Origin of the sequence: Neptuniibacter pectenicola, from assembly GCF_001597735.1 — a bacterium.
GTDB lineage: Bacteria > Pseudomonadota > Gammaproteobacteria > Pseudomonadales > Balneatricaceae > Neptuniibacter > Neptuniibacter pectenicola.
On sequence record NZ_LUTS01000001.1, the window covers coordinates 93,009 to 118,492 of the forward strand.

Consider the following 25,484-nt stretch of genomic DNA (forward strand, 5'->3'; position numbering starts at 1 on the left):
ACTCCTAAGTGGGTAGTCTATCCTCTAATCCTATAGTAAAACTGCGGCAGTGCAATATATCCAGATCAATAGTTTTTGTGCACTTTTTCTGGGTAGATCCATATCAGCGCTAAAGCAACCGCAATAAAGCTGGCAAAGGCAGACAGGGAAAAGGTGTAAAATGCACCAAAATCATCCCACAACAGACCACTTAAAAAAGCCCCTAAGGCCCCACCTAAACCAAACCCTATACTAGAAAACAGTGCTTGAGCTTGGCCATACGTTTTTTTTGTAAAATACGCATGCACTAATGCGATACCCACCGCATGTAAACAACCAAACGTTGCCGCGTGTAGCGTTTGAGCAAATAACATAAGCGATAAGTTTTCAGGCACGGTGCCAATCAACAGCCAGCGAACCACACATAAAAACAAACTAACCACCATAATCTTTCGGATCCCCCAGCGCTGAAGCATCCAATGCATATAGATAAAAACTAAGACTTCAACGACAACACCTATAGCCCAAAGAAAGCCGATCTCTGTACGGCTGTAACCTACATCAACCATCAATACACTATAAAATGTGTAATACGCACCATGTCCAAATTGAACAAGGAAGCAGATAACAAAAAAAACAATAACTTGCGGCCGCAGCAACAGCGCCATAAAACCTGAACGACTCCCCTCCTCTTCAGTCTCAATCACGCGGGCTTGCTTAGGAATGAATAAGGTATTCAACCAAATACAGATCATTAAAATAAGCATCAGGCTAGGCAGCCAGCGTATACTGATAAAATCAAGTAACGCGCCAATCCCCACAACCGTGACAATAAAACCGATCGAGCCCCATAACCTTATCTGGCTGTATTTATCTTTTTTATCACCCAGCTCTTCCAGTGTGATTACCTCAAACTGGGGTAGAACGGCATTCCAAAAAAAGCTGAACGCCAACATCACCAGACCGATACCTAAAGCCGTATCCTGCCAAAACATACTGATAAACATCAGGCAGGTCATGAGCGCACCAAAGCGGACAATTTCAACACGTTTACCGCTTTTATCCGCCATCCAGCCCCATAAATTAGGCGCGACTATGCGAGAGAGCTGTAGCAATGCCATTAGTGCCCCTACCGTTTGCGCATCAAAATCAAACGAAATCAGATACAAACTCCAATAAGGAACCAGTACCCCAAGCAGGGCAAAATAAAAAAAATAGAACCCCGAAAGGCGAAAGTAATTGTTCAAACGATAATAACCCTAAAAATCAGCGTGGTATTCACACCTCAGAGCCTAGCAGAAATCAGTCACAAAAAAGCCGGTCAATTGACCGGCTTAGGTAAACAAAGCAGTACTACGCGTCGTCTAATGCTTGCAGTAGGTATTGAGGCAGGCCAAAACAACCGACATGCATCTGCGGGTTATAGTAACGGGTAACAATACCGCTCTTTTTATAACGCGCGGCTAATTCATCGATCCCTAACTGACGCAACTCAGCATTATCTGACCCCCACGCCAATGTCATTAGCCCGCCAATATATGTGGGCACAGCAGCGGTGTAGAAGGATTGATCAGCAAAATAAGGGCTCAAGCGGCGACGGGTAGTAACCACCTCGTCCTGCTGTAGGAAGGGCACACCGTTTTGTGCAACAAATACCCCACCCTCATTCAATAAACGCTTACAGCCTTCATAGAAGCGACTAGAGAACAAGACTTCACCGGGGCCTACAGGATCAGTGCAATCAGAGATAATGACATCGAAGGTTTCGTTTGTTTCATTAACGTATTCGACCCCGTCAGCAATCACAATATTGACCCGTGGATCATCAAAAGCCCCTGCGGAATGATTCGGCAAGTGTTCTTTACACATATCGATCACCGCTTGGTCGATCTCGACCTGCGTCACATGCTCAACGGAGCCATGACGGCACACCTCACGTAGAATACCGCCATCACCACCACCAATAATCAATACACGCTTCGCATCGCCATGGGCAAGCAGGGGAACATGTGTCAGCATTTCATGGTAGACAAATTCATCACGCTCAGTGGTTTGGATAATCCCATCCAGCGCCATGACCGTGCCATAAACCGAGTTACGGAAAATAATAAGATGCCAAGAATCAGTTTGGTGCTCGAATAGCACCTCTTCAACATCAAATGTTTGGCCGTAACCCTTGTGTAACGTTTCGCTATAAGCGGTTGTCATATGGATCTCATCCTATCCGAAATTCACGACTCTCGGTGAATTACGATATTTAATGATTGCTCTAATTGATGCCCATCCTTAGGACCTCATTTTGCGCGCATTTTATACTGCAACCTGCGAGAAAAAAATAACTTTATGCCTAAATGAACTGCATTTTTCTTATTGCAAAAAATCACCCTCAACGAGAGGCAGAAGCCATACCATCAAACACCGAAGTTAACGACGCCCTTAACCAGGCTTAAACCTGCTTTTTTACCTCAGAAAAAAGACGATGCTTGTATTCAACGGGGCCAATTAGAGGCAGACAAACACCGATCATCCGGCATGATAGATCACTAAACAAAATATATAAAAATAACAATTACGTTCAACAATAATGACATTCAAGCTCACACAATCATCAATATTGCACTATAAAAAGTAGTGACGTTCTATTTTAGTGCACCCTCTTTAATATTAGAGAATCCATAACAAAGCCACAGTCCCCATAAACAAAGGGATCTAACATTGGTTGGACCAAAGTATAATTTAAACTACAGGGTGGTATATATTCTGCTAGGGTATCTAGTAAGAAAGTTTTATTAACTGCATCAACCTAATAAGAACAATAAAAACATCAAAGATTGGCGTCATCGCCACTACAATTGACGGAGAAAGATAATGAAACAACTTACCTCAGTAATCGCGACTGGCTTAGCACTCAGTTTATCCTTGGGCGCACAAGCAGGAACACTTGAAGACGTGCAGAAACGCGGCACTGTTTCCTGTGGCGTGGGCACTGGTTTAGCCGGCTTTTCTCAGAAAGATGAAAACGGCGTCTGGAGCGGATTGGATGTAGACGTATGTCGTGCAGTGGCAGCCGCCGTATTGGGAGATGCGAGCAAAGTTCAATACAAGCCATTAACAGCAAAAGAGCGCTTTACGGCTTTACAATCTGGCGAAATCGATATCCTCTCGCGTAACACTACATGGACCCATACCCGTGATACATCACTCGGATTAAACTTTGCCGGGGTGAACTATTATGATGGTCAAGGTTTTATGGTTTCTAAAGCACTGGGCGTAAAAAGCGCCTTAGAGCTTGATGGTGCCGCAGTATGTATCCAAGCAGGTACAACAACGGAGTTAAACCTTGCCGATTATTTCCGTACAAACGGCATTACATATAACGCAATAACGTTTGATACATCAGACCAAACACGCGCAGGCTTTGAGAGCGGCCGTTGCGATGTACTCACATCTGACCAATCCCAGCTTTATGCACTACGCATAGGCTTATCTGATCCTTCATCTGCGATCGTGCTACCTGAAGTTATCTCCAAAGAGCCTTTAGGCCCTGTTGTAAGCCAAGGGGATGACGCATGGTTCAACGTTGTTCGTTGGTCATTGATGGCGATGATCGAAGCTGAATTTCTTGGTATCGATAGCGCATCCGCTGATAAAGCCAAAGCGGAAGGTAACCCTTCACAGAAACGCTTGATGGGTTCTGAAGGCGATGCCGGTGCGAAGATGGGTATTCCTGCTGATTGGGCCTACAACATTGTTAAGCAGGTTGGTAACTATGCTGAGAGCTTCGAACGTAATGTAGGTTCTGGCTCATCCCTTAAGATCGCTCGTGGTCTTAATGCTCAGTGGAACAAAGGCGGTATTATGTACTCGTCTCCAGTACGTTAATAAAACATAAAAAAGAGGGACATTTCGTGTCCCTCTGCTATGTTTACTACTAACCTTCTGAAGATAAGTGCTTAATTATGTCTGAAAAGCCACAGGTGAAATCCTCACCCTCCTTCTTCAACAATCCAAGAAACCGTTCACTGATTTATCAGTTTTTATTACTCGCGGGCTTGGCTTATTTCTTTTACGGAATCATTAACAATACACTCGTCAACATGGAAGCGAGGGGTATTAAGAGCGGTTATGATTTCTTATTTACAACCGCAGGCTTTGACATTTTAATGTCATTGATCCCCTACGATGCGACCTATACTTATGGTCGAACATTTGTTGTAGGCCTGTTAAATACCATTTTAGTGTCGACCATCGGTATAGTACTCGCGACAATTGTTGGCTTTTTAATGGGCGTCGCCCACTTTTCTAAAAACTGGTTAATTAGAAAACTCGCCGTCGCTTACATTGAAACCTTCCGTAATATCCCTTTGCTCCTACAGATTTTCTTTTGGTACTTCGCGGTACTGGCAACACTACCCGGCGCCCGTCAGAGCCTTAGCATCGGAGAGGCTATCTTTCTCAATGTGCGTGGTTTATACCTACCTGGCTTGATTGCTGAACCCGGTGCAGGGTTTGTCTATGCTGCGATTGGCTTGGCATTCACGGCGATCATTTTTCTAGTGCGCTGGGCACGTAAACGTCAAAATGACACAGGACAACAGTTCCCTGTATTTCTAACGAGCTTAGGCATTCTAGTTGGCCTACCACTGGTTGCACTATTACTCTCCGGTATCCCTTTTGTTTGGGACTTCCCTGCACTAAAAGGATTTAACTTCCGCGGCGGTATTACTATTATTCCGGAGCTTATGGCGCTCGTATTAGCCCTGACAGTATACACCGGTGCATTTATTGCTGAAGCGGTACGTGCAGGTGTGCAGGCGGTACCACATGGACAAACAGAAGCCGCCCGTAGTCTTGGCTTAAAAGAGAGCAAAATCATGAAGTTGATTATTGTTCCCCAAGCCATGCGTGTCATCGTTCCTTTGCTAAACAGTGAATATCAAAGTTTAGTTAAAAACTCGACACTGGCTACGGCCATTGGCTATCCAGACCTCTTTACCGTATTTGTGGGGACAACGTTAAACCAAACGGGTCAAGCGATTGAAATCGTATTTATGACTATGGCGGTTTACTTTGTGATCAATATGTCTATCTCGTTTGTGATGAACCGTTTCAACGCAAGCGTAGAGTTGGCGGAACGGAATTGATGCTATGAAAGAGTTTAAACCTTTACCCGATAAACCCGCTCCAGCTGATGTTGTAGGCGTCATTCCTTGGTTAAAAGACAATCTTTTTCCCACGCCTTTAAACTCTCTGGTCACCCTTGCACTCCTCGCTTTTTTTGTCACGGTTATACCACCGCTATTTGATTGGCTATTTTTCTCTGCCAACTGGTCCGGTACAACACAAGATGCCTGTACAAATAAGGATGGCGCATGCTGGGTCTTTGTCATTGCCTGGTCAAAACAGTTTTTCTATGGCAGCTACCCTATCGAAGAGGTATGGAGAATTCATACCTGCCTTATCGCTCTTGTAGCGATTATTATCGCCTCCTTCAAACTACATAAAGACCTACGTAATAAAGTAGCAATCCCGCTATTTTTATTACTGCCGTTTTTCTCAATTGTGATATTAGATGGCTCTCTAATCGGCTTAGCGTATGTTTCAACCGATTACTGGGGCGGCTTTACGCTTAACGTCATGCTTGCCGCTGCCAGCATTATCGTCGCGTTCCCTTTAAGCTTCCTTTGGGCTTTAGGCCGACGCTCAGATATGCCTTTTATTCGTAGTGTAAGCGTCATATTAATTGAGTTCTTCCGAGGCGTTCCTGTACTGGCACTCTTCTTTATGGGCTCAGTTATGTTGCCGTTGTTCTTCCCTGAAGGAACCAATGTCGACAAATTACTACGTGTTTGGATCGTGCTCACCCTCTTTATGTCAGGCTATATGGCAGAAGTGTTTCGAGGCGGTTTTCAAGCGGTGCCAAGCGGGCAGTACGAGGCCGCCGATTCCTTAGGTCTTGGCTTTTGGCAAAAAACATTGCTGATTGTTTTGCCTCAGGTTATCAAAATATCTATGCCAAATATTTTGGCGACCTTTGTCATGCTATTTAAAAACACAACCTTCCTATTGATTATCGGCATTTTTGAGATGTTGAGCACCACCCAAACCGCACTCGCCAATTCAAATTGGTTAGGCGGACATTCAACAGAAGGTTATCTATTTGTGGCCGTTGTTTTTTGGATCTGCTGTTTCAGTATGTCCATGATCAGCTCATCCATTGAACGTAAGCTAGACACTAGCCATAGAAATTAAGAGGATATCTTTGTGAGCATTAACCACGAACAAAGTATTGAAAACAATGACGACATTATCATCATCAAAGACCTCAATAAGTGGTATGGCGATTTTCATGTATTGAAAGATATTAATCTTCGTGTCAAAAAAGGTGAGCGTATTGTAGTCTGTGGCCCTTCTGGCTCAGGCAAGTCCACTATGACACGCTGTATTAACCGCTTAGAAGAGTTTCAACGGGGTTCACTAACCGTGAATGGCGTTGAGATGATCGAAGATGTTAAAAACATTGAAGCGATCCGCCGCGAAGTTGGCATGGTATTTCAGCACTTCAACCTGTTTCCACACCTCACTATTCTTGAAAATCTAACCTTAGGGCCTATTTGGGTTCAGAAAAAGCCGAAGAAAGAAGCTGAAGCGATCGCCATGAAGTATCTTGAGCGTGTCAAAATACCTGATCAAGCACTTAAATTCCCAGGTCAGCTCTCGGGTGGACAGCAGCAACGCGTAGCCATTGCGCGCTCCTTGTGTATGAACCCCGAAATCATGCTTTTTGACGAACCGACCTCTGCACTCGACCCTGAAATGATCAAAGAGGTATTAGATGTAATGGTCGAGCTCGCCGATGAAGGGATGACCATGCTGTGTGTAACCCACGAGATGGGCTTTGCGAAAAAAGTCGCTGACCGCGTGATTTTTATGGATGCAGGCGAAATTGTGGAGCAAAACATACCAGAGGAGATTTTTAATAACCCTCAGACAGATAGATTGCAGTTATTCTTGAGCCAAATATTGGATCATTAACTACACTTAACAGACATAGATATAATTCAACTAAGTCTCCAGCGAGCTTATTTGAAAAACAAAGCCGTAACTTGATTCAAGTTGCGGCTTTTACTATCTAACGGCTGGAAATTATCACCGTTCCTCCCCCGCTTCATCCTCTGGGACTATCGCCGTTTCCTTAAGGGCTTCCGCTAACCATAACTGCATCGCGGGATGTGTAAGCAGGCGTTTTTGATACGCCGTGGACTCGGTCGACAGCGATATACCATATGTTTTAAATCTAAAAACGATCGGCGCAAAAAACACATCTGCAATACTAAACTCACCAAATAACCACGGTTTGCCTCCCGCATAGCGGGTTAAACACCTAGCCCATAGCTGGTCGATCCGAGCAACATCCTGCTGTGCAGACTCGCTCAACGAAATCGATCGGTGAGCTCGACAGTTCATCGGCATCTCATTACGTAGCGCCGAAAAACCTGAATGCATTTCACACACCATCGCTCTTGCTACAGCACGGTGCTGGGCATCACTTGGCCATGCCTTGCCATGTAAATAGGTTTCATTCAGATATTCACAGATAGCGAGTGAATCCCAAACACTTACGTCTTGATCCACCAACACAGGCACTTTTCCTACCGGCGTATAATCTTTCAAAACAGCATAGAACTGCTCGCTAAACAGGGGCAGTAGCGTCTCCTCAAAGGGGATTTCAAACGCTTTTAACATTAACCATCCCCGTAACGACCAAGATGAATAATTCTTGTTACCTATTATCAATTTCATCGCCACCATCCTCCTAGAGATCGCCATTCGTTTACCTCTCCATCTTCTCAGCTTGCATTCCTTTTGACTAACCAATAGTTTTGATAGCACCTATTCAAAAGACTGATGGATTTAAATCATCCACGGCTTCAAACGTATGAATGGAACAGCACATGGATATAGATGCACTACGAAGCTTTATCGCATTTGTTGATACGGGTAGCTTTACCCGGGCGGCGAAACAAACTTTTCGGACTCAAAGTGCGATCAGTATGCAGATGAAGAGGCTTGAAGAGGAAACGGGGCAGGCGTTATTTATCAAAGAGGGGCGTAGCCTTGCGCTAACGGAGCAGGGACGCCTTTTAGTGAGTTATGCGCGTCGTATCCTATCTTTGCACGATGAGGTCATAGGCAGCTTTTCAGGGAGTAGCGGCCACCCTCCTTTAGTCATTGGCTGCCCCGATGACTATGCGGAATCGATTCTCCCTCAGCTCATCACACTCATCGTAGAGAGACTCCCTCAGCAAAATATTAAAATATGCTGTGATTGCAGTAGCCAGCTACGCTTAAAGCTGGATGCAGGGGCCGTTCATATCGCAATTTTAACCGGCGCACCCGACATAGAAGAAGGTTATCTACTCAAGCATGATCGGGGAGTCTGGGTACATGGCGGCCACCCCCAGCTAATGGAGATCACCCCGCTTGCGCTCATTCTATACGAGCCAGATTGTAAATTTCACAGTGCCGCCATTGATGGTTTAGAGAAGCAAGGACTCGACTACAGGTTGCTTTGCAGCACGTCGAGCGCCACCGCGATCAAAAGCCTCTTACGACAAGGCTTAGGTATTAGTGCCGTTGCAGCCTCAACCGTTTCTCAGGGCTTATCGATTGAACATTCAGCAGACTTACCGCCGCTCCCCTTTATTAATATAGTGTTAGCGGTAGCACCCGTTCCGCACCCTCTCTTTGGCTCGGCGATGGCAGCTGAACTAAGCAACCATTATAGAAAGCTATATTCGTACGATAATTAAGGCGGGCTTACTCGGCTTTTGCGTAGCGCTGCTTCAATATAGCAACACGCTTCACATAGGCTTGTGTTTCTGCATACGGAGGAATGCCGTTATAACGCGAGACAGCCCCCGGACCTGCGTTATAAGCAGCCGTCGCCAAGCGCACATCACCTGAAAAGTTATTTAATAGCTGGGAAAGGTACTTCGCCCCACCTTCAATATTCTGGTGGGCGTTCAGGCTATCAGTCACACCTAACTCTTTTGCAGTGGCAGGCATAAGCTGCATTAACCCTTGAGCTCCAGCACGCGAAGTTGCATTCTTATTAAACGCAGACTCCGCATGAATAACCGCTCGAACAAGTGCTTCTTCAACGCCATATTTACGCGCCATCGCTTTTACCTGCGATTGATAAGTCGAACGGTTTAAAGGGGTTGTATGCCAATTAACACGTGAAGATAAGCTGCAAGCGTAGCAGTCAAAACGAAGCACTTCAAAATCGAAATTGACCGGTTTCTGATCCGAAAACGCGACTACGCCTTTATTATTACGGTATTTATAGATACTGCTCGTAGATTGCTTACTTTGATTCGTAAAATGAACTTTACGTTGCTGATCCGTCAGGTTTGTATATTCAACACGCCCATCAGGGTGGATAATTTTACGCACTTCACCTGCACCAACCGTGCTACACACACAGCACAAAATAACAGCGATACAATGTGTTAAACAACGTTCAATATTGATAAAAGCAGCGTCTTTATTACCCATAATGGCAGTTTAGCACCCAATAAAGTAAAGTCAGATATCTTTCGGCGGTAAAATTAAAGAGGAAAATAATAATCCGGTTACTAACGCAATAGCAACAAAGCTCATACTAAAAGCGGTATCAATCCCTTCTAAAACGTTCTTTTCAACCAGTAAAGATAAACTCTGTAGCCCAACGCTACCGGGAACCAATAATAAGATACCCGGCATCAGCATAACCCCACGCGTAATCCCCGAAATGCGCTCGAATAGATTGGCCGCCAAACCGGTAACTAAAGCTCCCACAAAGGCTCCCATCACATGCCCAAAAAACTCTTTCCCGTACCAAGTTGTTGCAAAAGCGATCAGCCCACCTAAAACGATCCACGGAATATCTCTAGGACGCCCTTGGAACAGAAAACACAAGCCGATGCCGGCAATGATAATAGAGATCCAAATACTCCAATCCGGCAGAAAAACCTCACGACTAATCTCCGTTGCCGGGAACAACTCAACCCCTACCGCATTCCCTATGGCCACACCAAAGCCAATTTGCAGCAAAATAGTACCTGAATACACTAACCTTGATGTGCCTGAAACCATATTTTGACGTGCTAATTCCGCGACTGCCGTTGTTAATGGAAGCCCAGGCACTAATGCAATCACCCCTGCAACCGTTGCGATATCTGGCGATGACAACAAACCAAAGCTCGCAACAAAGTTAGCCAATAAGGCGGACAGAATTGCGGATATTGTAGGAAAAAGATATCTAAGCGATTCGGATTGTAAAAGTTTAACTGCCACAAACCCGGTCACCACGCCCATAAAAAGCGCGACAACAATTTCAGACACGCCTCCCCCTAACAACTGAGCCACACAACCGGCCAAAAGCCCAAAGGCTGCCATCTGTCCTTTTGCACCAAACCGCGGAGGCGTATTAGAGATCTCTTTTAAACGACCGGCGCCCTCTTCCACTGATACTGATTCATCAAGCACTGCGCTTACAATTTCTTGCACCTGAATTTGACGCTCAAGATTAACCTCGCCTTGCTCTACACGAAAAACGTAGGTTTTTGGCTCTGGCTCATCGGGGTGTGAAAAGCTCATAATCAACGTGGTTGGTTGAGCAAGGCACTGAAGTCCGAAACCCAATCGAATACCGACTTTGTTCATCGTACTTTCAAGCTCATACGCCGTCATACCATAGGTATGTAGCGCACGCGCCAAACGCAGCATAAACCCCACCGGAAGCGTTCGAGGGGGGAAGTGAGGTTGCTTATACAGCGAGTAGTGATCTAGTAAGTCGAAAGACATCGCTAACACTCAATAATTGGACCTAAGGCCCAAATGCAAAGAAGGATAAATTATCACTAATTTATCCTTCTTAGAACACATATTAGATTGATAAAATCTTATGTAATAATTGGCACATCACAGCTTACATCGGCATTTTGCCCTCGATGACGAAGCAGATGGTCCATCAATACAATCGCCATCATCGCTTCAGCTATAGGTGTCGCTCGGATACCCACACAAGGGTCATGACGCCCCGTTGTAATCACCTCAATAGCTTCACCACGGCTATTAATACTACGACCGGGCAAACGCAAACTTGATGTTGGTTTCAGCGCGATATGGGCAATAATATCTTGTCCAGTTGATATACCGCCTAAAACACCTCCCGCGTGGTTTGATAAGAAACCATCCGGCGTCATCTCATCACGGTGCTCTGTCCCTTTTTGCGCGACACACTCAAAGCCATCACCAATCTCAACACCTTTAACCGCATTAATACTCATTAATGCATGTGCAAGGTCGGCATCCAAACGATCAAAGATCGGTTCGCCTAAGCCAACAGGCGTGCCTGTCGCCACCACGCTAATTTTAGCACCGACAGAATTCCCCTCTTTGCGTAAGTCATCCATATATTGCTCCATCGTATTCACGATGTCCGCATCAGGACTAAAGAAAGGGTTATTGTGCACTTCGTTCCAGTCAAACTTTGCAGGATCAATCTTCACAGGGCCCAACTGGGATAAGTACCCTTTAACTCCAATGCCTTTAGTTGCCAAAAACTTTTTAGCAATCGCCCCCGCAGCGACACGCATGGCCGTTTCACGCGCAGAAGAGCGTCCACCGCCGCGATAATCACGGAAGCCATACTTATGCGTATATACGTAGTCCGCATGCGCTGGACGAAAGGTTTCTTCAATGTTGGAGTAATCTTTAGAGCGCTGATCCGTATTTTTAATCAACAACCCTATAGGTGTTCCCGTCGTTTTTCCTTCAAACACACCCGATAAGATCTCTACCTCATCGGCCTCTCGACGTTGAGTCGTATGGCGGGACGTACCCGGTTTACGACGATCTAAATCAAGCTGAAGGTCCGCTTCTGATAATTCGATGCCGGGGGGGCAACCATCAACAATACAACCTAATGCCTTACCGTGACTTTCGCCAAATGTGGTCACTGTGAACAGTTTACCGTAGCTATTTCCTGACATCGTATCGATCCATTAAGAAACTAAAAAACATATATAAAAATGAAGCACGCGAGTATAACAAATTAAATGCTATCTCTGTATTCTCGCAACTCTTGGGCAGTAATTGTAAAGACACCATTTCCACCCTCCTCAAAATCCAACCAGATAATTGGCAACTCTGGATAGGCCTTCATGAGGTGCACTTCACTATTACCCACTTCGACAACAAGCAACCCATCCTCCGTCAAATAATCTGATGCTTCCCGTAATATTCTACGGGTGATATCTAAACCATCGGGACCTGACCCTAACGCCAATTCAGGTTCATGGCCATATTCATCTGGCATAGAGGCTAGATCTGACGCATCCACATAAGGGGGATTGCTCACAATCAGGTCATACTTTATACCACTTAAACCTGAAAACAGATCACTCTCAATCGCATGGACGCAATCAACCATGTCATGTTTTTCAATATTGATATTGGCCACATCAATCGCATCTTTAGAGATATCCGCAAGATCAACCTCCGCTTCAGGAAAAGCATATGCACACGCAATACCAATACACCCACTCCCGGTGCACAGGTCTAATATACGATTCACTGTGCCCTCTCTTAACCAAGGAGAAAACTCATTTTTAATCAATTCAGCGATAGGTGAACGAGGAATCAGTACTCTCTCATCAACAAAGAAAGGCAGTTCACAGAACCATGCTTCATGGGTAATATAAGGCAGCGGTTTTCGGCCCAATGCACGTAACTTAATGAAATCTAACACCTGTTCTTTTTCATCTTCAGCCAAACGACCATCGAGCACAGCGGGATTAGTATTCCACGGCAAATGAACAGCGGCCAAGACTAGCTGTGTCGCTTCATCCCACGCGTTATCCGTCCCATGACCAAAGTACACTCGGTGCTCGCCAAATTGACTCATCGCAAAACGGATGTAATCTCTAAGGCTATGTAACTCATTTTTCACTGAATTAGAAAACAAGGGTTGATCACTCATACACTCTGGACCGATAATTTACTAATGAAAGACCGCCATACTAATAAATATTGCTTGGGAACACCATGAAAGACCAACCTGATGAGCAAAATGAAGCCTTATCATTTTTTGAAGCAATGAAAGGTGTCCAACAACATAAGCATGACAAAGCAGACCTTTCAGCCCAAAAAACTAAAGATAAGCTTAATAACCATTATCGACGCCAAGCCGCAACGCTGGAAGACGATAAAGTGATTGATGGTTTATCTGATGAGGCGGTTGCACTCGTTGAGTCCACTGAAGAGCTTGTTTTTGCAAATCCAGGCGTACAATTAAAGCTTTTAAAGCGCCTGAAACAAGGCCATATACCTTGGGAACAAGGATTAGACCTTCATGGTTATACCGTTGATCAAGCCCGCGATCAACTGAGTCGGTTTATTTTTGATGCCCGCAGAAACAAATGTCGCTGCGCCATTGTTATTCATGGGAAAGCTCATTCATCAGGCAGTGAGCAACCCATGATTAAATCATACGTTAATGAATGGCTAAAACGACTACCGGGGGTGCTTGCGTTCTGTTCAGCCCAAGCGAAAGATGGCGGCACTGGTGCACTATATGTATTACTAAAACGCGACAAGTAAGCGTAAGTAGTTAATATCCACTACAGTGGCTCACCCGTTTCAAACGCCTCCAACCGATCTCGCGCAGCAAGTCGACCGTACTCTATGGCAGGAAGAGCATGGTGAAAGTCATAAAAGCTGCATAAGTTTTTAGGAATACGTATCACGATATCAGGCGGATAACCGGCAATTTTATACTCAGCTAAACTCGCCTGCATCACCTCCACTGAGTTCAGCAATATATCCATTCGACCACCAATCTTATCGACTTTCTGCGTAAAGATATCGTCAAGGTGGTTTTGATCCGGCATATTCCACTCATCACTCACACCGCTGCGATTTAAATATTGATTACGCGGCAGGGTTAAATGGCTGTGGCTAGCGTCACCGGTATTTAAATCAATCGCAACAATCAGGTCTGCTTGAGCAGCCACTACAGGGATAATAGGTAGAGGATTGAGAATGCCACCATCAACCAGCACTCTGCCCTCCTTAATAACTGGCGTAAATAAACCAGGCACGGCAACCGAAGCTCTAATGGCATCAAGAAGCGGTCCTTTTTGGTACCAAATCTCTTTTTGATGGGCAATATCAGCGGCCACTGCCGTAAAATCAATATCCAACTGTTCAATTAAACGGGGGCCTAAAATGTCAGCCAACTTAACAAAGATCCGATCCCCTCGAATCGCCCCTTTAGACAAGGTAAAGTCTAAGAGTTTTACCACCCGCATCCAGTTCAGCGATAACACCCACTCTTTGTACTCTGCCAACCTGCCCGCAGCATACATACCTCCCACAAGTGCCCCCATAGAACTTCCAGAGACCGATACGATCTCATAGCCCCTACGTTCTATCTCTTCAATCGCACCTATATGGGCGTAGCCTCGTGCACCACCACTACCTAAAACCAGCGAGACTGTTGCCATAACATACCTCTACACCTATAAGTTATTCGATGAAGACTAAAATCTCAGCACTCGACGTTGCGGCAAAACCACCCAAGGAATATACATTGATACGGTCTGAACTGATGTTTTGTTCGATCAAGCGTAACTGTAAAGCTAACAGTTTCTCTTTCGCCTTATCCAATTGCTGCTGCCGTGTTTGGCCTGAAAGGTCATGCCCAACTAACCACACGTTCTGCTCTGGATTGGCGTTCAGATAGGCCACGAGTGCTTGCAGTTCTGACGCGTTTCCCGTGAATGGTATTCCATCCCCCTCACCGACTTGTCCATCCAGCCCCATAATATTTTCGACTAAAACATCGAGTCGGAGGTAAACACGTTTATTACCACGCTCAACCGCATACAAGGAGACATATTTATTATTTAAACGAAACGCGGCAAAAGACTGACTCTCCTCGACCCCGTATAAACGTGAATAACGAAAAATAGTGTTCGCCCATTGGTTACTACTACCGCAATCCCGTCCACTGCATTTAAAGAGCGTAGTCGCACCACGCTTAGTCAACTGCGCCTCAAACATTGAGAACGCTTCATCGGGCGTACTTGGCTCCGGTATACGATAGGTGATCTGTGTTAGCCACCCGGTTAAACGTTGCTCCTTCTCAGGTATAACAACCCCGTTAACCTTTTGTAGGCTGCCAAGAACAAGTCGATAGTTTTCATCACCCTGATCATATTGAACGATATAGGAACCAGGAAAACGCAAAAGCTGAGGATAATCGCTTGAATTAGGAAGATCTGTTTCTGCTGATGCATACACTGAACAAAACAAAATATATAAAAAAACAACCAAGGTTCGCATAATATTTATCCCAATTCGTCTACAAATAATAACGACGCTAACCGACCCGCCGACAATCGCTCACCATCTACCCTTTGTTCAACACCAACGATCTACTTTACCCGCTAACAACTGAGCGATAGGAAGATCCAAGTGAAGATGGTGTCCACCTTCTAATTCAATAACCTCTGCATCGGTCAAATCATCCAGCCAAGGGTCGATGATGCTATCGCGTGCCCCCGTCTCACCTATTATAACTATAGCGTTAGATTTAACTTTTCGAATAAAAGAGCGTATTTGCTCAGGACTCAAGCGTATTAAAGAGGGTAAGAGTAGCTTAGGGTCATTATTCCAAATGTAGCCCTTATCCGTATGCGTCAACCCCCGCGCCATTAACTTCTCTGCCGCCGTCTTGGATACCGGCCACCGGCCATTCGCCCGCGCCTCAACCGCCACGTCAAAGCTCCCATAAGGCTTCAGCACGCGCGAGATCATCCGTTCTCTCTTCGTTATCGCATCAGAAAAATCCATTGGTAGCGTATCGGCCTCATAAAACAAGGGTCCCAATCCATCAATAAACATTAAATTATCAACCCTTTGCGGGAAGCTTGCAGCAAACATCATCGCGATACTCGCCCCCATCGAGTGGCCAATTAAATCAACCTGCTCCAGACCAAGTGCGCTAATCAACCGGTAAAGATCCGTCACATTATCCCAGATATAATAAGGCATCTCTGCGGGACGGTGATCAGAATGGCCATGCCCAACAAGGTCTACCGCAATAAAACGCACTTCAGAGATAAACTCGCCTAAGGCATAAAAACTGGCCGCATTATCCAACCAGCCGTGCAAGGCTAATACGGGTCGCCCTTTAGGGTTCCCATATTCCGTTATCGCGATGTTATACCCCCCCGCGCTGACTAAATACTCTCGACACTGTGACATGAACGTTCTCACTAATTGGCTGATTAGCAAAGCTATTTACATACTATAAACAGAAATTCGGGTAAGATCTTCTACAGAAATAAGTATCAAAAAGGAAAGTGCGATGATCTTAGGACAGCAACTAGAACATGACCCTAGCTTAAAAAAACCACAGCGACTTTTTTTTGTCCTGTTTGGCTGCCTGTTCTTAATTGCCCCCTTCTACTATCAACCTAATCTCGGTGGAGAAGGGCTCTTTATACCCCACAATAGCGCGCTATGGATTGTTGCCAGCTGGATCATTGCCAGCGCTAGCTTTCTCATCTATAAAAACCAACAGATTATTTTACCCAAATACTGGTTAGGTTTAGCCCTACTGCCTATAGGCGCCTTAGCAACGGGATTTATTGCTGAAAACAATAACCCAACCGAGTGGATTGTTAGATTGTCCGTTATCTTAGGTGGTTATCTATTTTTAATCAGTCTCTTCCAATTCCAGCTTACATCTAAACATATCGAACGCAGCCTTTATATTCTCATGGCCATGGGCTTAATCGCGGCCACCTACGGGGTTATTCAAACACAAACAGGCGCTGCCAATTTGGGTAGTTTTATGCCTGTCAGCACAAAACATTCACCAATAGGCATATTTCAACAGGTTAATTTACAAGCTTCATTTATGGCTACATTTTTACTGCTTACTTACTATTTAGCATCTAGGCCAACGCTTCGTAGCTTTAGTTTTTTAACACAAGCAACCTTAATCATTGCGGCGTTAACCGTAAGTTACAATATTGCTATCAGCGGATCACGCGTTGGGCTACTCGGTGCAAGCTTAGGTTTAATATGTCTTGTGATCGGTCGTTGGAAACTATTTCGTCAAACAAAAGCTATCTTTTTGGCACTCACGATAGCAACTATTCTAGGTGGAGTTTTAGGCAAAAGCGGACTCGAGGATACAGTAAATAAGGTAGATAGAGCGATTGGAGGGGTTAGCGCCGATGTTAGATGGCATATATATACTCTTTCTTGGGATATTTTCACCCAAGCCCCTCTTATTGGGCACGGCCTAGGCAGTTTTCAAAAAGTATTCCAAGAAGAGCGACGAGAATACCAAAAACAGGAAGGCAATAGTCTTAGATCAGCTCCCCGCTTTAGCCACCCCCATAATGAGTTGATCTTTTGGTTAGTTGAAGGGGGCATAGTATCAATCATTGGTATACTCGCGGCTGCGGTTTATACCTTTATACAACTCTTTAAAACAGGCTGGCAAAGAGGATGGGGGTATGCTTCGTTATTATTTCCGTTAACACTTCATACCCAAGTAGAACTCCCTTTTTATATATCCAACACCCCTTGGTTTTTACTCCTTTTCCTTCTATTTCTTACCCATCAACATGGTAAGAAATCAATAGCAATCAATGGACTATCGACATCAGCCCAACGCACTATACCTATAAGCTTTATGGCGATCTCTATTTTTACTACGACAAGTTTAGTACAAACGCAAATCGCGAATGCAGGTATCGTCAGTTATTTGAAATACAAACAAAGTCAGCCCCAATACCTACGCTCACCTCTCGAATCAGCGTATTTTAGGGAATATACAACGTATCTTATTTTAAGGCGTAATATGCTGATAGGTATATCAGAGAATAATACAAAGCCAGCACAGGATTATATTAACTGGGCTAAAAACTCACTAACAACAACTCCCGCTATTGTTACTTATCGTGACTTAGCCATTGCTTACGATATTGTAGGAAACACAGAAGAAAGGGATGCCGTTCTCGACCAAGCCTTACGTACATTTCCTATACACAAAGGGTTGCTAGAGCTGCAAGCCGTGCTACACAAAAAAGATAAGAAAGCCCGCCAAGCTAAAAACGACGCACTAAGCTCCCAAGCCCAGCCGCAGGCCACTCAACCTTGATCTCGGCGATCTCAGCACAGGAGAATGAGCGAGGGTAAGCGATTGCACCTTCGCAGCACAACGCTTCTACATACGAGATAAGAGGCATATGGGTAACAATGAGCGGTGTAGAATCTATATGGTCAGCTAAAGACTCAAGCGCGGTCAAAGGGTCCGCGTCAGGCGTCCAAAGTGAAGAGTCGACCATCGCCGTTAGATTCAACCCATGAGCGACTGATTCAGCGGTCTGAATCGCTCGAAGGTAAGGGCTGTGGATAACACGGTTTACGCTCGACAGACGTTCAGCATTGTACTGGATACGTGTAATGACCGATTGAGCCCCTGAAGGCGTTAAACGTCTTGCCGCATCCGATGATGCTGAAGACTCAGCCTCACCGTGGCGCATCAAAAAAAACCTCATAAGCCTTCGCGAGGTAAGACAAACTCTACATCGGTACTCTGTTCACTCATCATCAGCATTTTCACCACTTCAGCTATCGGTGCTTTATTGAAAACAACTTCATAGAGACCAGAAACAAGCGGCATGTATATCTGCATTTCAGATGCTTTTTCTTTAACCTGCTTTATCGTATTGACACCTTCAGCTACCTGCCCAAGGGCTTCTACAGCCTCTTCAAGGCTTTTTCCTTCGCCCAAAGCGTAACCGACACGGTAATTACGACTTAGAGGAGACATACAGGTCACAATAAGATCACCAACGCCTGCCAAACCAATAAACGTCATTGGGTTAGCCCCCATAGAAACGGCAAACCGGCTCATCTCAGCTAAGCTCCGCGTCATCAGCATACTTTTAGTATTCTCCCCCATTCCAAGGGCAGCACTTAAACCTGCGGCGATCGCATAAATATTTTTCAGCGTGCCCCCCAGCTCAACACCATAAGTATCAGAACTTGCATAGACACGAAAATAGGATGAATGGAGGCGGGCCTGCACTTCGCTACGAAGCTCTGCACATTCGCTAGCGATAACCGTAGCAGTCAACTGCTTCGCAGCCACCTCTTTCGCCAAGTTGGGCCCACTAAGGACACCAATACGCGCAGAAGGCATCTCCTCCCGAAGGATTTCACTCATTAAACGGAAGGTATGAGCCTCTATCCCTTTTGTAGTAGACACCAGCATCTGATCTACCTTTAAGAAAGGGCGCGCTTGTTGAATAACCTGCCGAAAGGATTGGCTAGGAATGGAGATAAAAACCAGATCTACGTCTGACAAAACATCTTTTAACGACGTTGAGGCCAGCAAACTCCGCGAAAGGGAATAACCAGGAAGATAACGGGTGTTCTCATGCTGCTGATTAATCTCATCCGCGAGCACAGGATCCCTTAACCACAAACGAACATCAGAACCGTTTTCCGCCACCATATTTGCGATAACGGTACCAAAGCTACCCCCACCAAGAACGGCCACCTTACGTATCTGAGACATGATTTTTTTCCACTACAGAACTTATTTAACAGAATCGTCCAAGCTATCCAGCATTTTATTAATGCCTTTAAACAACAACAGGACAATGAAGTACCCTAAACACGCTAAGCCTAAAAAAAGCATCAACTGTAAAGGATCATCTGTACGTTGATAACCGGCCACACCTAATGCGGCAATCACCGCACTAAATACGACCGCAATAATATTAGCTAGACGCTTTGTCTTGTGTGTGTCCTGCTGCATCGTCACTTCCATTAATTTCACTTTCGCTATCGTCGCTGACAACTTCAGTCTGTAGGTCTACTTCTTGCGGAGCGGGCGGTTCAGCTTTAGGCGTACGAGCGGTGGTATTAGGCTCTTTCAGCAATTCAGGCTCAGGATGAATACAGTTCAACTTAACCCCTGTTTCTGCCTCAATCTCTGGAATAAGAAAAGAATCATCCTCACACGCAAAACAGATAGACGCTCCAGCTGCACCCGCACGGCCTGTACGTCCAATACGATGAACATAATCATCAGGGTCTTCGGGCAATTGATAGTTAAAAACATGAGTCACACCATCAATATGAATCCCACGCCCTGCCACATCCGTCGCAACCAGCACTTGAATCTTCCCGTTACGGAAATCTTCTAACGTGCGTACGCGTTTTTGCTGTGGAATTTCACCTGACATCAGGGCCGCTTTAATCCCATCTTTAGATAGTTTTTCGGCTAATCGACGCGTTTCATCACGGCGGTTACCAAAAACAATAACCTTCTCAGCCTGATCCTTATCCATATAATTGCGCAATAAGCGGTATTTCTGGTCCGCGGCCACAAGGTAGACCGTTTGGCTGACATTATCAGTGGTTCTGATCTCTGGAGCGATCTCAATCACAACCGGATCAAGTGTCCACTGCTCCGCTAAGCTCAAGATATCATCAGTAAAGGTTGCGCTGTAAAGCAATGTCTGACGATCAGTGCCTTTTCGTGGTGTATTACGGACGATAGTACGTACATCAGGGATAAAGCCCATGCTTAACATACGATCGGCTTCATCAAGAACCAGTATCTCTACATTCCACAGATCTACATCTTTACGGTTCACAAAATCGATCAAACGCCCTGGCGTCGCCACCAGAATATCAACCGGTTTCTTCTTCAGTTTCTGACGCTGCTTATCGTAATCCATACCACCGACAAGGCTAACCACATGCAGATCAGTATACTTTGCTAGATTTTCAGCATCATCGGCTATCTGTAACGCTAACTCGCGGGTCGGCGCAACAATTAAAGCACGCGGTTCACCTAAACGACGTTTTTCCTCAATAGGAAAGTCGAGCAAATCGGTAATGATACCGAGCAGAAAAGCAGCAGTTTTACCGGTACCGGTCTGCGCTTTACCAATAATATCTTTACCCTCAAGTGCGGCGGGGATTGTTGCAGCTTGAATCCCAGTACAGTACTCAAAATTAAGATCAGCTATCGCATGAAGCACGGTATCAGGCAGATTGAAATCACAAAAACGTTGCTTCCCTTCAACCTCCGGAACATTTACTTGATCGGGGCTCCATGCAGCGCTGTCATTATCCGACCGTGATGTGTGAGAAGGTACAGATTTATCCTTCGCTTCGGTCTCATTTTTTTCGTGCATATCCATTGTATTATCTATAGTCAATTCAATATATCCTAAGAAAAATTTCGCCTATAAGGCGGTAACGCTGCCAATAGCTGCTTACCATAACGACGCGTAATAAAACGTCGATCAAGCAGTGTAATTATACCTTGATCTTTTTCAGTTCTAAGCAATCGCCCTGTCGCCTGAGTTAGACGCATAGAGGCCATAGGTATAACCCACTCAGCAAACGGATTTCCACCCTGGGACTCAATCCATTCTGAATAAGTAGCATCCACAGGATCATCCGGCACACCAAACGGTAGTTTAGTGATAACCACGTGTGTTAAATAATCACCTGGTAGATCGACCCCCTCAGCAAATGAGGCAAGTCCAAAAATAATACTTGGCAGTTCATTATCTATACGTTCACGGTGCTGTCGCAAAATCTCATGCTTTGCAAGGTCACCTTGAACCAAAATATTGGCAACCATCTTATCAGGCATCTGCTCAAGAACATACCGCATCTGTCGCCAAGAGCTGAATAACACCAAAGTCGATTTTTCATTAGGCAACGTGGCTAATAAGATTTCAGCCAACTCCCCGCTATGATCGTTAGGGTTACTCGGGTCCGTACGCATAGCCGGAACACGCAATTCAGCCGCTTCATTAAAGTTAAACGGGCTTTGAAAAATAGCGCACGGGCTATCTGCTGGAATCCCCAAGTCCGTATACAATCGATCAAAACGACCCAGCGCGGTTAAGGTGGCTGAGGTTACCACTGCACCATAACATTGTGACCACAAGTGCTCTTGTAAGGTTACAGCGGCAGATACGGGACTGCTACAACATTCTAGATCAAGGCCATCGTTCCCATCAATACGTAATACCCAACGCGCCGTTGGCAGCCCGCCTCTCTCATCCGGCGAAGCATAAGAGCGCGCTAAACCAAACATCCCCTGCATACGGGAAAGAAAAATACCCATTTGCGGATACCACTTCTCCGCAATCGTTCTATCAATATCCGCTAACTCGCCATCCATCGCCTCTTTTAATAGATCGACGATCTGATCGAGTTTCAGTACAACCCGTTCTGCAGCATTCGCAAAATCATGACAGATCAACTGCAAAGGCTCAGGAATAACCCCTTGCGCAAAACGGTAACGATCACTGTTCCCTTGTAACTTATCTGCCAACAATTGCTGTAACAATAATTGCCACGCATCCAGCGCCCGCTCCATATCAGCAAACGGCGTTGCCATCTTTTCAACGTAGCCTCGCAACACCATATGCTCAGACGTATCATTGAGCAGTTTATTTAGAGAACGCGTCGCTTTAGCCAACCAACGTTGACTCGACTTAATACGTAACCTATATGAGAAATGGCCCGTGGTTTTACTCCCTAAATGATGCCCTTCATCAAAAACATAGATCGTATCTTCTGGGGCAGAAAGAATCGCGCCGCCTCCCAACGATAGATCCGCTAACACTAAATCATGATTCGCAACGATAAGATCCCAACGGTCTAACTCTTGTCGCGCTTTAAAGAAAGGGCAAATAGAGAAATGGCTACAACGCCGATTAGTACACTGCATATGGTCACTGGTCGACAAACGCCAAATAGGCTCATCCACCGTGTTTTTTAATCCGTCACGATCACCATCCCATTCACCGGATGCATATAAGTTGAGCAACGATTGGATCTGAGCGATATCCGATGGATCGATTGTTTGTGCCGCCTCATCCTCATAAAGCGCAATCTGGCCCCGCTCATTTTGCTGCTCTAACGCTTTTTCTGCATTGGAAACACAAAAATATCGACCACGCCCTTTTGCTAAACCATAGGTAAGGCTTACACCCGCATCCGTTACCAGCTGCGGTAAGTCCTTCATTATCAGCTGCTCTTGCAAAGCAACTGTCGCAGTAGATACAACCACTTTTTTCTTACGCTGCTGCGCGATAGGAACCGCCGCCAAAAGATAAGCCAAGGTTTTACCTGTCCCCGTTCCCGCCTCCGTCACACTTATATGAGAACCACCATTACGCTCCCCTTCGCTATTTTGAGAAATCCCAGCCAACGTCCGCGCGATTTCAGCAATCATCATTTTTTGACCATAACGGGACTGGAGCCCACGATTACTTAAAAAAGTACTGTAGGCCTGCTGTATTGACTGTTTAAGTTGCTTATCTAACAAAGGAGGTACCGAGCTTACGATTAAATGTCCAAGCACGATTCTAACAGTTCACAGCAGATAAAAACAAAAAACACTGTATAAAAAAACATAAGTTTCTTTACAAATACAAAATACTGTATAAAAATACACGTACTGTATAAACAAACAGACAAAATTATGAAGCTAACTAAACGACAAACCGAAGTTCTAGAATGCATTAAGCGACACATCGGCGAAACGGGCTATCCACCCACCCGTGCCGATATCGCCCGAGATTTAGGCTTCCGGTCAGCGAACGCTGCTGAAGAGCATATGAAAGCACTTGCCCGCAAAGGCGCCATTGAAATTATTCCTGGCACCTCACGAGGTATTAGGCTTCCTGAACTCGAAGCTGATTTAGGTATTCCTATTATCGGTCAAGTCGCCGCAGGGTCACCCATCTTAGCCGAAGCCCATGTTGAGGATCACTGCACTATATCCTCTGACTTTTTTCAGCCGAAAGCGGACTATCTGCTTCGTGTAAAAGGTGAAAGCATGAAAAACATTGGCATTATGGACGGTGACCTACTGGCTGTTCACCAATGCAATACGGCAAAAAACGGCGAGATTGTCGTTGCAAGAATTGAAGATGAAGTAACCGTAAAACGCTTTAAGAAAGAGGGAAACATCGTCTATCTTATCGCCGAAAATGAAGAATTCGACCCGATTATTGTTGATTTAAAAGAGCAAGATATTGCAATTGAAGGCTTAAGCGTTGGCGTAATTCGCAGAGGTAACTAAAAATGATGGCACTTCCAGTAAATATCAAGGTTCCACCTGTCCTACTCAAAAGCAAAGTAGCATCTAAGGTTACCTCCCTTCCTGTGAAACCCCACTCATCAAGATCAGGGTTAGCCGGAAGTGTCACTGAAATTGTAGTACAAAATAATAACTTCTCTAACATCCCAATGTTGATGCCATTACTGGCTCAACTAAGCCAAGATGATCGATGGTTTGTCTGGATCGCTCCCCCTGTACTGTTACCTAAACAACTTCTCGCGGATGCCGGCATCGATTTAAATAAAGTTATCTTACTCAACCCAGACAACAAACACAGTACGTTTGCGTTAGCAAAACAAGCATTAAGCACAGGAACCAGCCATTCCGTAATCTCGTGGCCTGGTTACCTGTCAGAAGAAGAACTCAATGAGTTAGAAAGCGCGGCCAAACAAGGCCAAAGCCACGGCATCGTGATTAGACGCAGACAACATAGTTGAGAGCCCCATTAACGTAACCAAATAGCGCGCCTTTAATGAAGAGTGGGTTCAGGTTCTGGTTCATCATTGTCATCTAAGTCGAGACCTGATTCAGCCACCATCTGAATACCTGCGGTGAGCATCACCCGTGCGACATCTAAATAATGCTCACTTAACTTATCTTTAAGCTCAGCGGAAAAATTAACTTTAATCATCGGTTCCGCATCACTATCAGCGTTGCGTATAGCCAACTCTCCATTTTCAAGCTCTATTATCTCTAATACCATTTCTGACGCTACACTTGACACTTACGCTACCACTCCTGCATTCCTTCCCTAAGCGAGTCAATTAACTCAGACAAGGCATTAAACCAACTTTCATATTCAGCAATAATTGCCTTATCTTCCGCATGGTCAGGATTCACCTGCAACACGTGAATTTCTGAAAGGCTTGTTGTTTCACTGATGGCTTCTTGTCTATCCGCACCATGCCAACATGCTTCATAGGCGCCAATCATTTTATGCAACCAACCCGTGGCATCGTTTTCTAATACGCTTAACTGTTTAAGCTCTGGGCTTTCTACGCCGGTTGATTCTAGTTGAGCCGCCAATGAGCGATAGCCATCTAGCGACTCGGTATCAACCTTATAAACTTCAGCAATCTCACGTAAAAACGCGTCATAGGCAGAAGTCATATGAAAGAGAACCGACTCATTAAACGATTCAATTAATGCGTGCTTACTCCAACTTGTATCATCCTGAGCCTGTTTTAATTGCTCAAGATGAATACGCGTAAAACTTAATTTCTGATTAGTCCGTGCTAAATAAATACCGCTCATGGAGTAC

At 45.1% G+C, this 25,484-nt stretch carries 26 protein-coding genes; 9 read left to right on the forward strand and 17 right to left on the reverse strand.

The genetic code is table 11. The annotated features are described in order from the left end of the window. Nucleotides 1–65: 65 nt before the first annotated feature. Complete coding sequence (locus A3773_RS00390) at nt 66–1,226, reverse strand: MFS transporter (protein WP_067981569.1); 1,161 nt, start codon at nt 1,224–1,226, stop codon at nt 66–68. 106 nt (nt 1,227–1,332) lie between these two features. After that, complete coding sequence (speE, locus tag A3773_RS00395; RefSeq protein ID WP_067981571.1) at nt 1,333–2,187, reverse strand: polyamine aminopropyltransferase; 855 nt, start codon at nt 2,185–2,187, stop codon at nt 1,333–1,335. Between the two features lie 660 nt (nt 2,188–2,847). On the opposite strand from speE, the gene A3773_RS00400 reads away from it, so the two are divergent. The 4 genes from A3773_RS00400 (at nt 2,848) to A3773_RS00415 (ending at nt 7,014) form a co-directional block, all read left to right on the forward strand. After that, nucleotides 2,848–3,861: an amino acid ABC transporter substrate-binding protein gene (locus A3773_RS00400; RefSeq protein ID WP_067981573.1), complete on the forward strand. Its 1,014-nt coding sequence runs from the start codon at nt 2,848–2,850 to the stop codon at nt 3,859–3,861. Between the two features lie 77 nt (nt 3,862–3,938). Beyond that, nucleotides 3,939–5,123 (forward strand): amino acid ABC transporter permease, encoded by a 1,185-nt coding sequence (locus A3773_RS00405; RefSeq protein WP_067981575.1) that lies wholly within the window; start codon nt 3,939–3,941, stop codon nt 5,121–5,123. Nucleotides 5,124–5,127: 4 nt separating this feature from the next. After that, complete coding sequence (locus tag A3773_RS00410) at nt 5,128–6,231, forward strand: amino acid ABC transporter permease (RefSeq protein ID WP_067981576.1); 1,104 nt, start codon at nt 5,128–5,130, stop codon at nt 6,229–6,231. 18 nt (nt 6,232–6,249) lie between these two features. Further along, entirely contained in the window at nt 6,250–7,014 is a 765-nt protein-coding gene (locus A3773_RS00415) for an amino acid ABC transporter ATP-binding protein (RefSeq protein ID WP_423804736.1), read from the forward strand. A gap of 114 nt (nt 7,015–7,128) precedes the next feature. On the opposite strand, the gene A3773_RS00420 is transcribed toward A3773_RS00415, so the two are convergent. Then, nucleotides 7,129–7,782 (reverse strand): glutathione S-transferase family protein, encoded by a 654-nt coding sequence (locus A3773_RS00420; RefSeq protein ID WP_067982661.1) that lies wholly within the window; start codon nt 7,780–7,782, stop codon nt 7,129–7,131. A gap of 152 nt (nt 7,783–7,934) precedes the next feature. Between A3773_RS00420 and A3773_RS00425 the strand changes: the two genes are divergently transcribed. Next, a complete protein-coding gene (locus A3773_RS00425) occupies nt 7,935–8,792 on the forward strand; it encodes a LysR family transcriptional regulator (RefSeq protein WP_067981577.1) in 858 nt (285 codons plus the stop codon). Between the two features lie 7 nt (nt 8,793–8,799). Here the strand turns inward: A3773_RS00425 and A3773_RS00430 are convergent, their stop codons facing one another. From A3773_RS00430 to prmB, 4 genes are all read right to left on the reverse strand, one after another. Continuing rightward, on the reverse strand, nt 8,800–9,540 hold the full coding sequence (locus A3773_RS00430) for a lytic transglycosylase domain-containing protein (RefSeq protein WP_067981579.1): 741 nt from the start codon (nt 9,538–9,540) through the stop codon (nt 8,800–8,802). Nucleotides 9,541–9,570: 30 nt separating this feature from the next. Continuing rightward, nucleotides 9,571–10,830: a threonine/serine exporter family protein gene (locus A3773_RS00435; protein WP_075109457.1), complete on the reverse strand. Its 1,260-nt coding sequence runs from the start codon at nt 10,828–10,830 to the stop codon at nt 9,571–9,573. Between the two features lie 98 nt (nt 10,831–10,928). Then, nucleotides 10,929–12,020 (reverse strand): chorismate synthase, encoded by a 1,092-nt coding sequence (gene aroC / locus A3773_RS00440; protein ID WP_067981581.1) that lies wholly within the window; start codon nt 12,018–12,020, stop codon nt 10,929–10,931. A 62-nt stretch (nt 12,021–12,082) separates the two neighbouring features. After that, entirely contained in the window at nt 12,083–13,009 is a 927-nt protein-coding gene (gene prmB, locus A3773_RS00445) for a 50S ribosomal protein L3 N(5)-glutamine methyltransferase (protein WP_067981582.1), read from the reverse strand. A gap of 65 nt (nt 13,010–13,074) precedes the next feature. On the opposite strand from prmB, the gene A3773_RS00450 reads away from it, so the two are divergent. Next, nucleotides 13,075–13,629, forward strand: coding sequence for a Smr/MutS family protein (locus tag A3773_RS00450; protein WP_067981583.1), 555 nt, complete (start codon nt 13,075–13,077; stop codon nt 13,627–13,629). 20 nt (nt 13,630–13,649) lie between these two features. Here the strand turns inward: A3773_RS00450 and A3773_RS00455 are convergent, their stop codons facing one another. The 3 genes from A3773_RS00455 to A3773_RS00465 all read right to left on the reverse strand — a co-directional run bounded on the left by A3773_RS00455 (nt 13,650) and on the right by A3773_RS00465 (nt 16,299). Beyond that, complete coding sequence (locus A3773_RS00455) at nt 13,650–14,534, reverse strand: patatin-like phospholipase family protein (RefSeq protein WP_067981585.1); 885 nt, start codon at nt 14,532–14,534, stop codon at nt 13,650–13,652. A gap of 22 nt (nt 14,535–14,556) precedes the next feature. After that, on the reverse strand, nt 14,557–15,375 hold the full coding sequence (locus tag A3773_RS00460; protein WP_067981586.1) for a DUF4892 domain-containing protein: 819 nt from the start codon (nt 15,373–15,375) through the stop codon (nt 14,557–14,559). Nucleotides 15,376–15,453: 78 nt separating this feature from the next. Beyond that, nucleotides 15,454–16,299, reverse strand: a complete 846-nt coding sequence (locus A3773_RS00465) for an alpha/beta fold hydrolase (protein ID WP_067981590.1) — start codon at nt 16,297–16,299, stop codon at nt 15,454–15,456. 103 nt (nt 16,300–16,402) lie between these two features. On the opposite strand from A3773_RS00465, the gene A3773_RS00470 reads away from it, so the two are divergent. Further along, entirely contained in the window at nt 16,403–18,211 is a 1,809-nt protein-coding gene (locus A3773_RS00470) for a PglL family O-oligosaccharyltransferase (RefSeq protein ID WP_067981592.1), read from the forward strand. On the opposite strand, the gene A3773_RS00475 is transcribed toward A3773_RS00470, so the two are convergent. The 5 genes from A3773_RS00475 to dinG are packed head-to-tail and all read right to left on the reverse strand — an operon-like array spanning nt 18,159 to nt 23,461. Continuing rightward, nucleotides 18,159–18,596: a histidine phosphatase family protein gene (locus tag A3773_RS00475; RefSeq protein WP_067981594.1), complete on the reverse strand. Its 438-nt coding sequence runs from the start codon at nt 18,594–18,596 to the stop codon at nt 18,159–18,161. The two genes, A3773_RS00470 and A3773_RS00475, sit on opposite strands and share 53 nt — an antisense overlap. 11 nt (nt 18,597–18,607) lie before the next feature. Further along, the gene (locus A3773_RS00480) at nt 18,608–19,636 is read right to left on the reverse strand and encodes an NAD(P)H-dependent glycerol-3-phosphate dehydrogenase (RefSeq protein WP_067981596.1); all 1,029 of its coding nucleotides are present in this window, start codon (nt 19,634–19,636) and stop codon (nt 18,608–18,610) included. A gap of 21 nt (nt 19,637–19,657) precedes the next feature. Further along, nucleotides 19,658–19,879 carry a hypothetical protein gene (locus tag A3773_RS00485; protein WP_067981598.1) on the reverse strand — a complete coding sequence of 74 codons (222 nt, stop codon included), beginning with the start codon at nt 19,877–19,879 and terminating at the stop codon, nt 19,658–19,660. Continuing rightward, the gene (gene rhlB, locus A3773_RS00490; protein WP_067981599.1) at nt 19,842–21,275 is read right to left on the reverse strand and encodes an ATP-dependent RNA helicase RhlB; all 1,434 of its coding nucleotides are present in this window, start codon (nt 21,273–21,275) and stop codon (nt 19,842–19,844) included. The genes A3773_RS00485 and rhlB overlap by 38 nt, the downstream gene beginning before the upstream one ends. A 29-nt stretch (nt 21,276–21,304) precedes the next feature. After that, nucleotides 21,305–23,461: an ATP-dependent DNA helicase DinG gene (gene dinG, locus A3773_RS00495; RefSeq protein WP_331709161.1), complete on the reverse strand. Its 2,157-nt coding sequence runs from the start codon at nt 23,459–23,461 to the stop codon at nt 21,305–21,307. A 120-nt stretch (nt 23,462–23,581) separates the two neighbouring features. On the opposite strand from dinG, the gene lexA reads away from it, so the two are divergent. Continuing rightward, nucleotides 23,582–24,184 (forward strand): transcriptional repressor LexA, encoded by a 603-nt coding sequence (lexA, locus tag A3773_RS00500; protein WP_067981603.1) that lies wholly within the window; start codon nt 23,582–23,584, stop codon nt 24,182–24,184. 2 nt (nt 24,185–24,186) lie between these two features. Then, entirely contained in the window at nt 24,187–24,660 is a 474-nt protein-coding gene (locus tag A3773_RS00505; protein ID WP_231902103.1) for a cell division inhibitor SulA, read from the forward strand. 32 nt (nt 24,661–24,692) lie between these two features. Here the strand turns inward: A3773_RS00505 and A3773_RS00510 are convergent, their stop codons facing one another. Further along, entirely contained in the window at nt 24,693–24,947 is a 255-nt protein-coding gene (locus tag A3773_RS00510) for a hypothetical protein (RefSeq protein WP_156473412.1), read from the reverse strand. A 5-nt stretch (nt 24,948–24,952) separates the two neighbouring features. Continuing rightward, a complete protein-coding gene (locus A3773_RS00515; protein ID WP_067981608.1) occupies nt 24,953–25,477 on the reverse strand; it encodes a DUF6586 family protein in 525 nt (174 codons plus the stop codon). Nucleotides 25,478–25,484 lie beyond the last annotated feature (7 nt).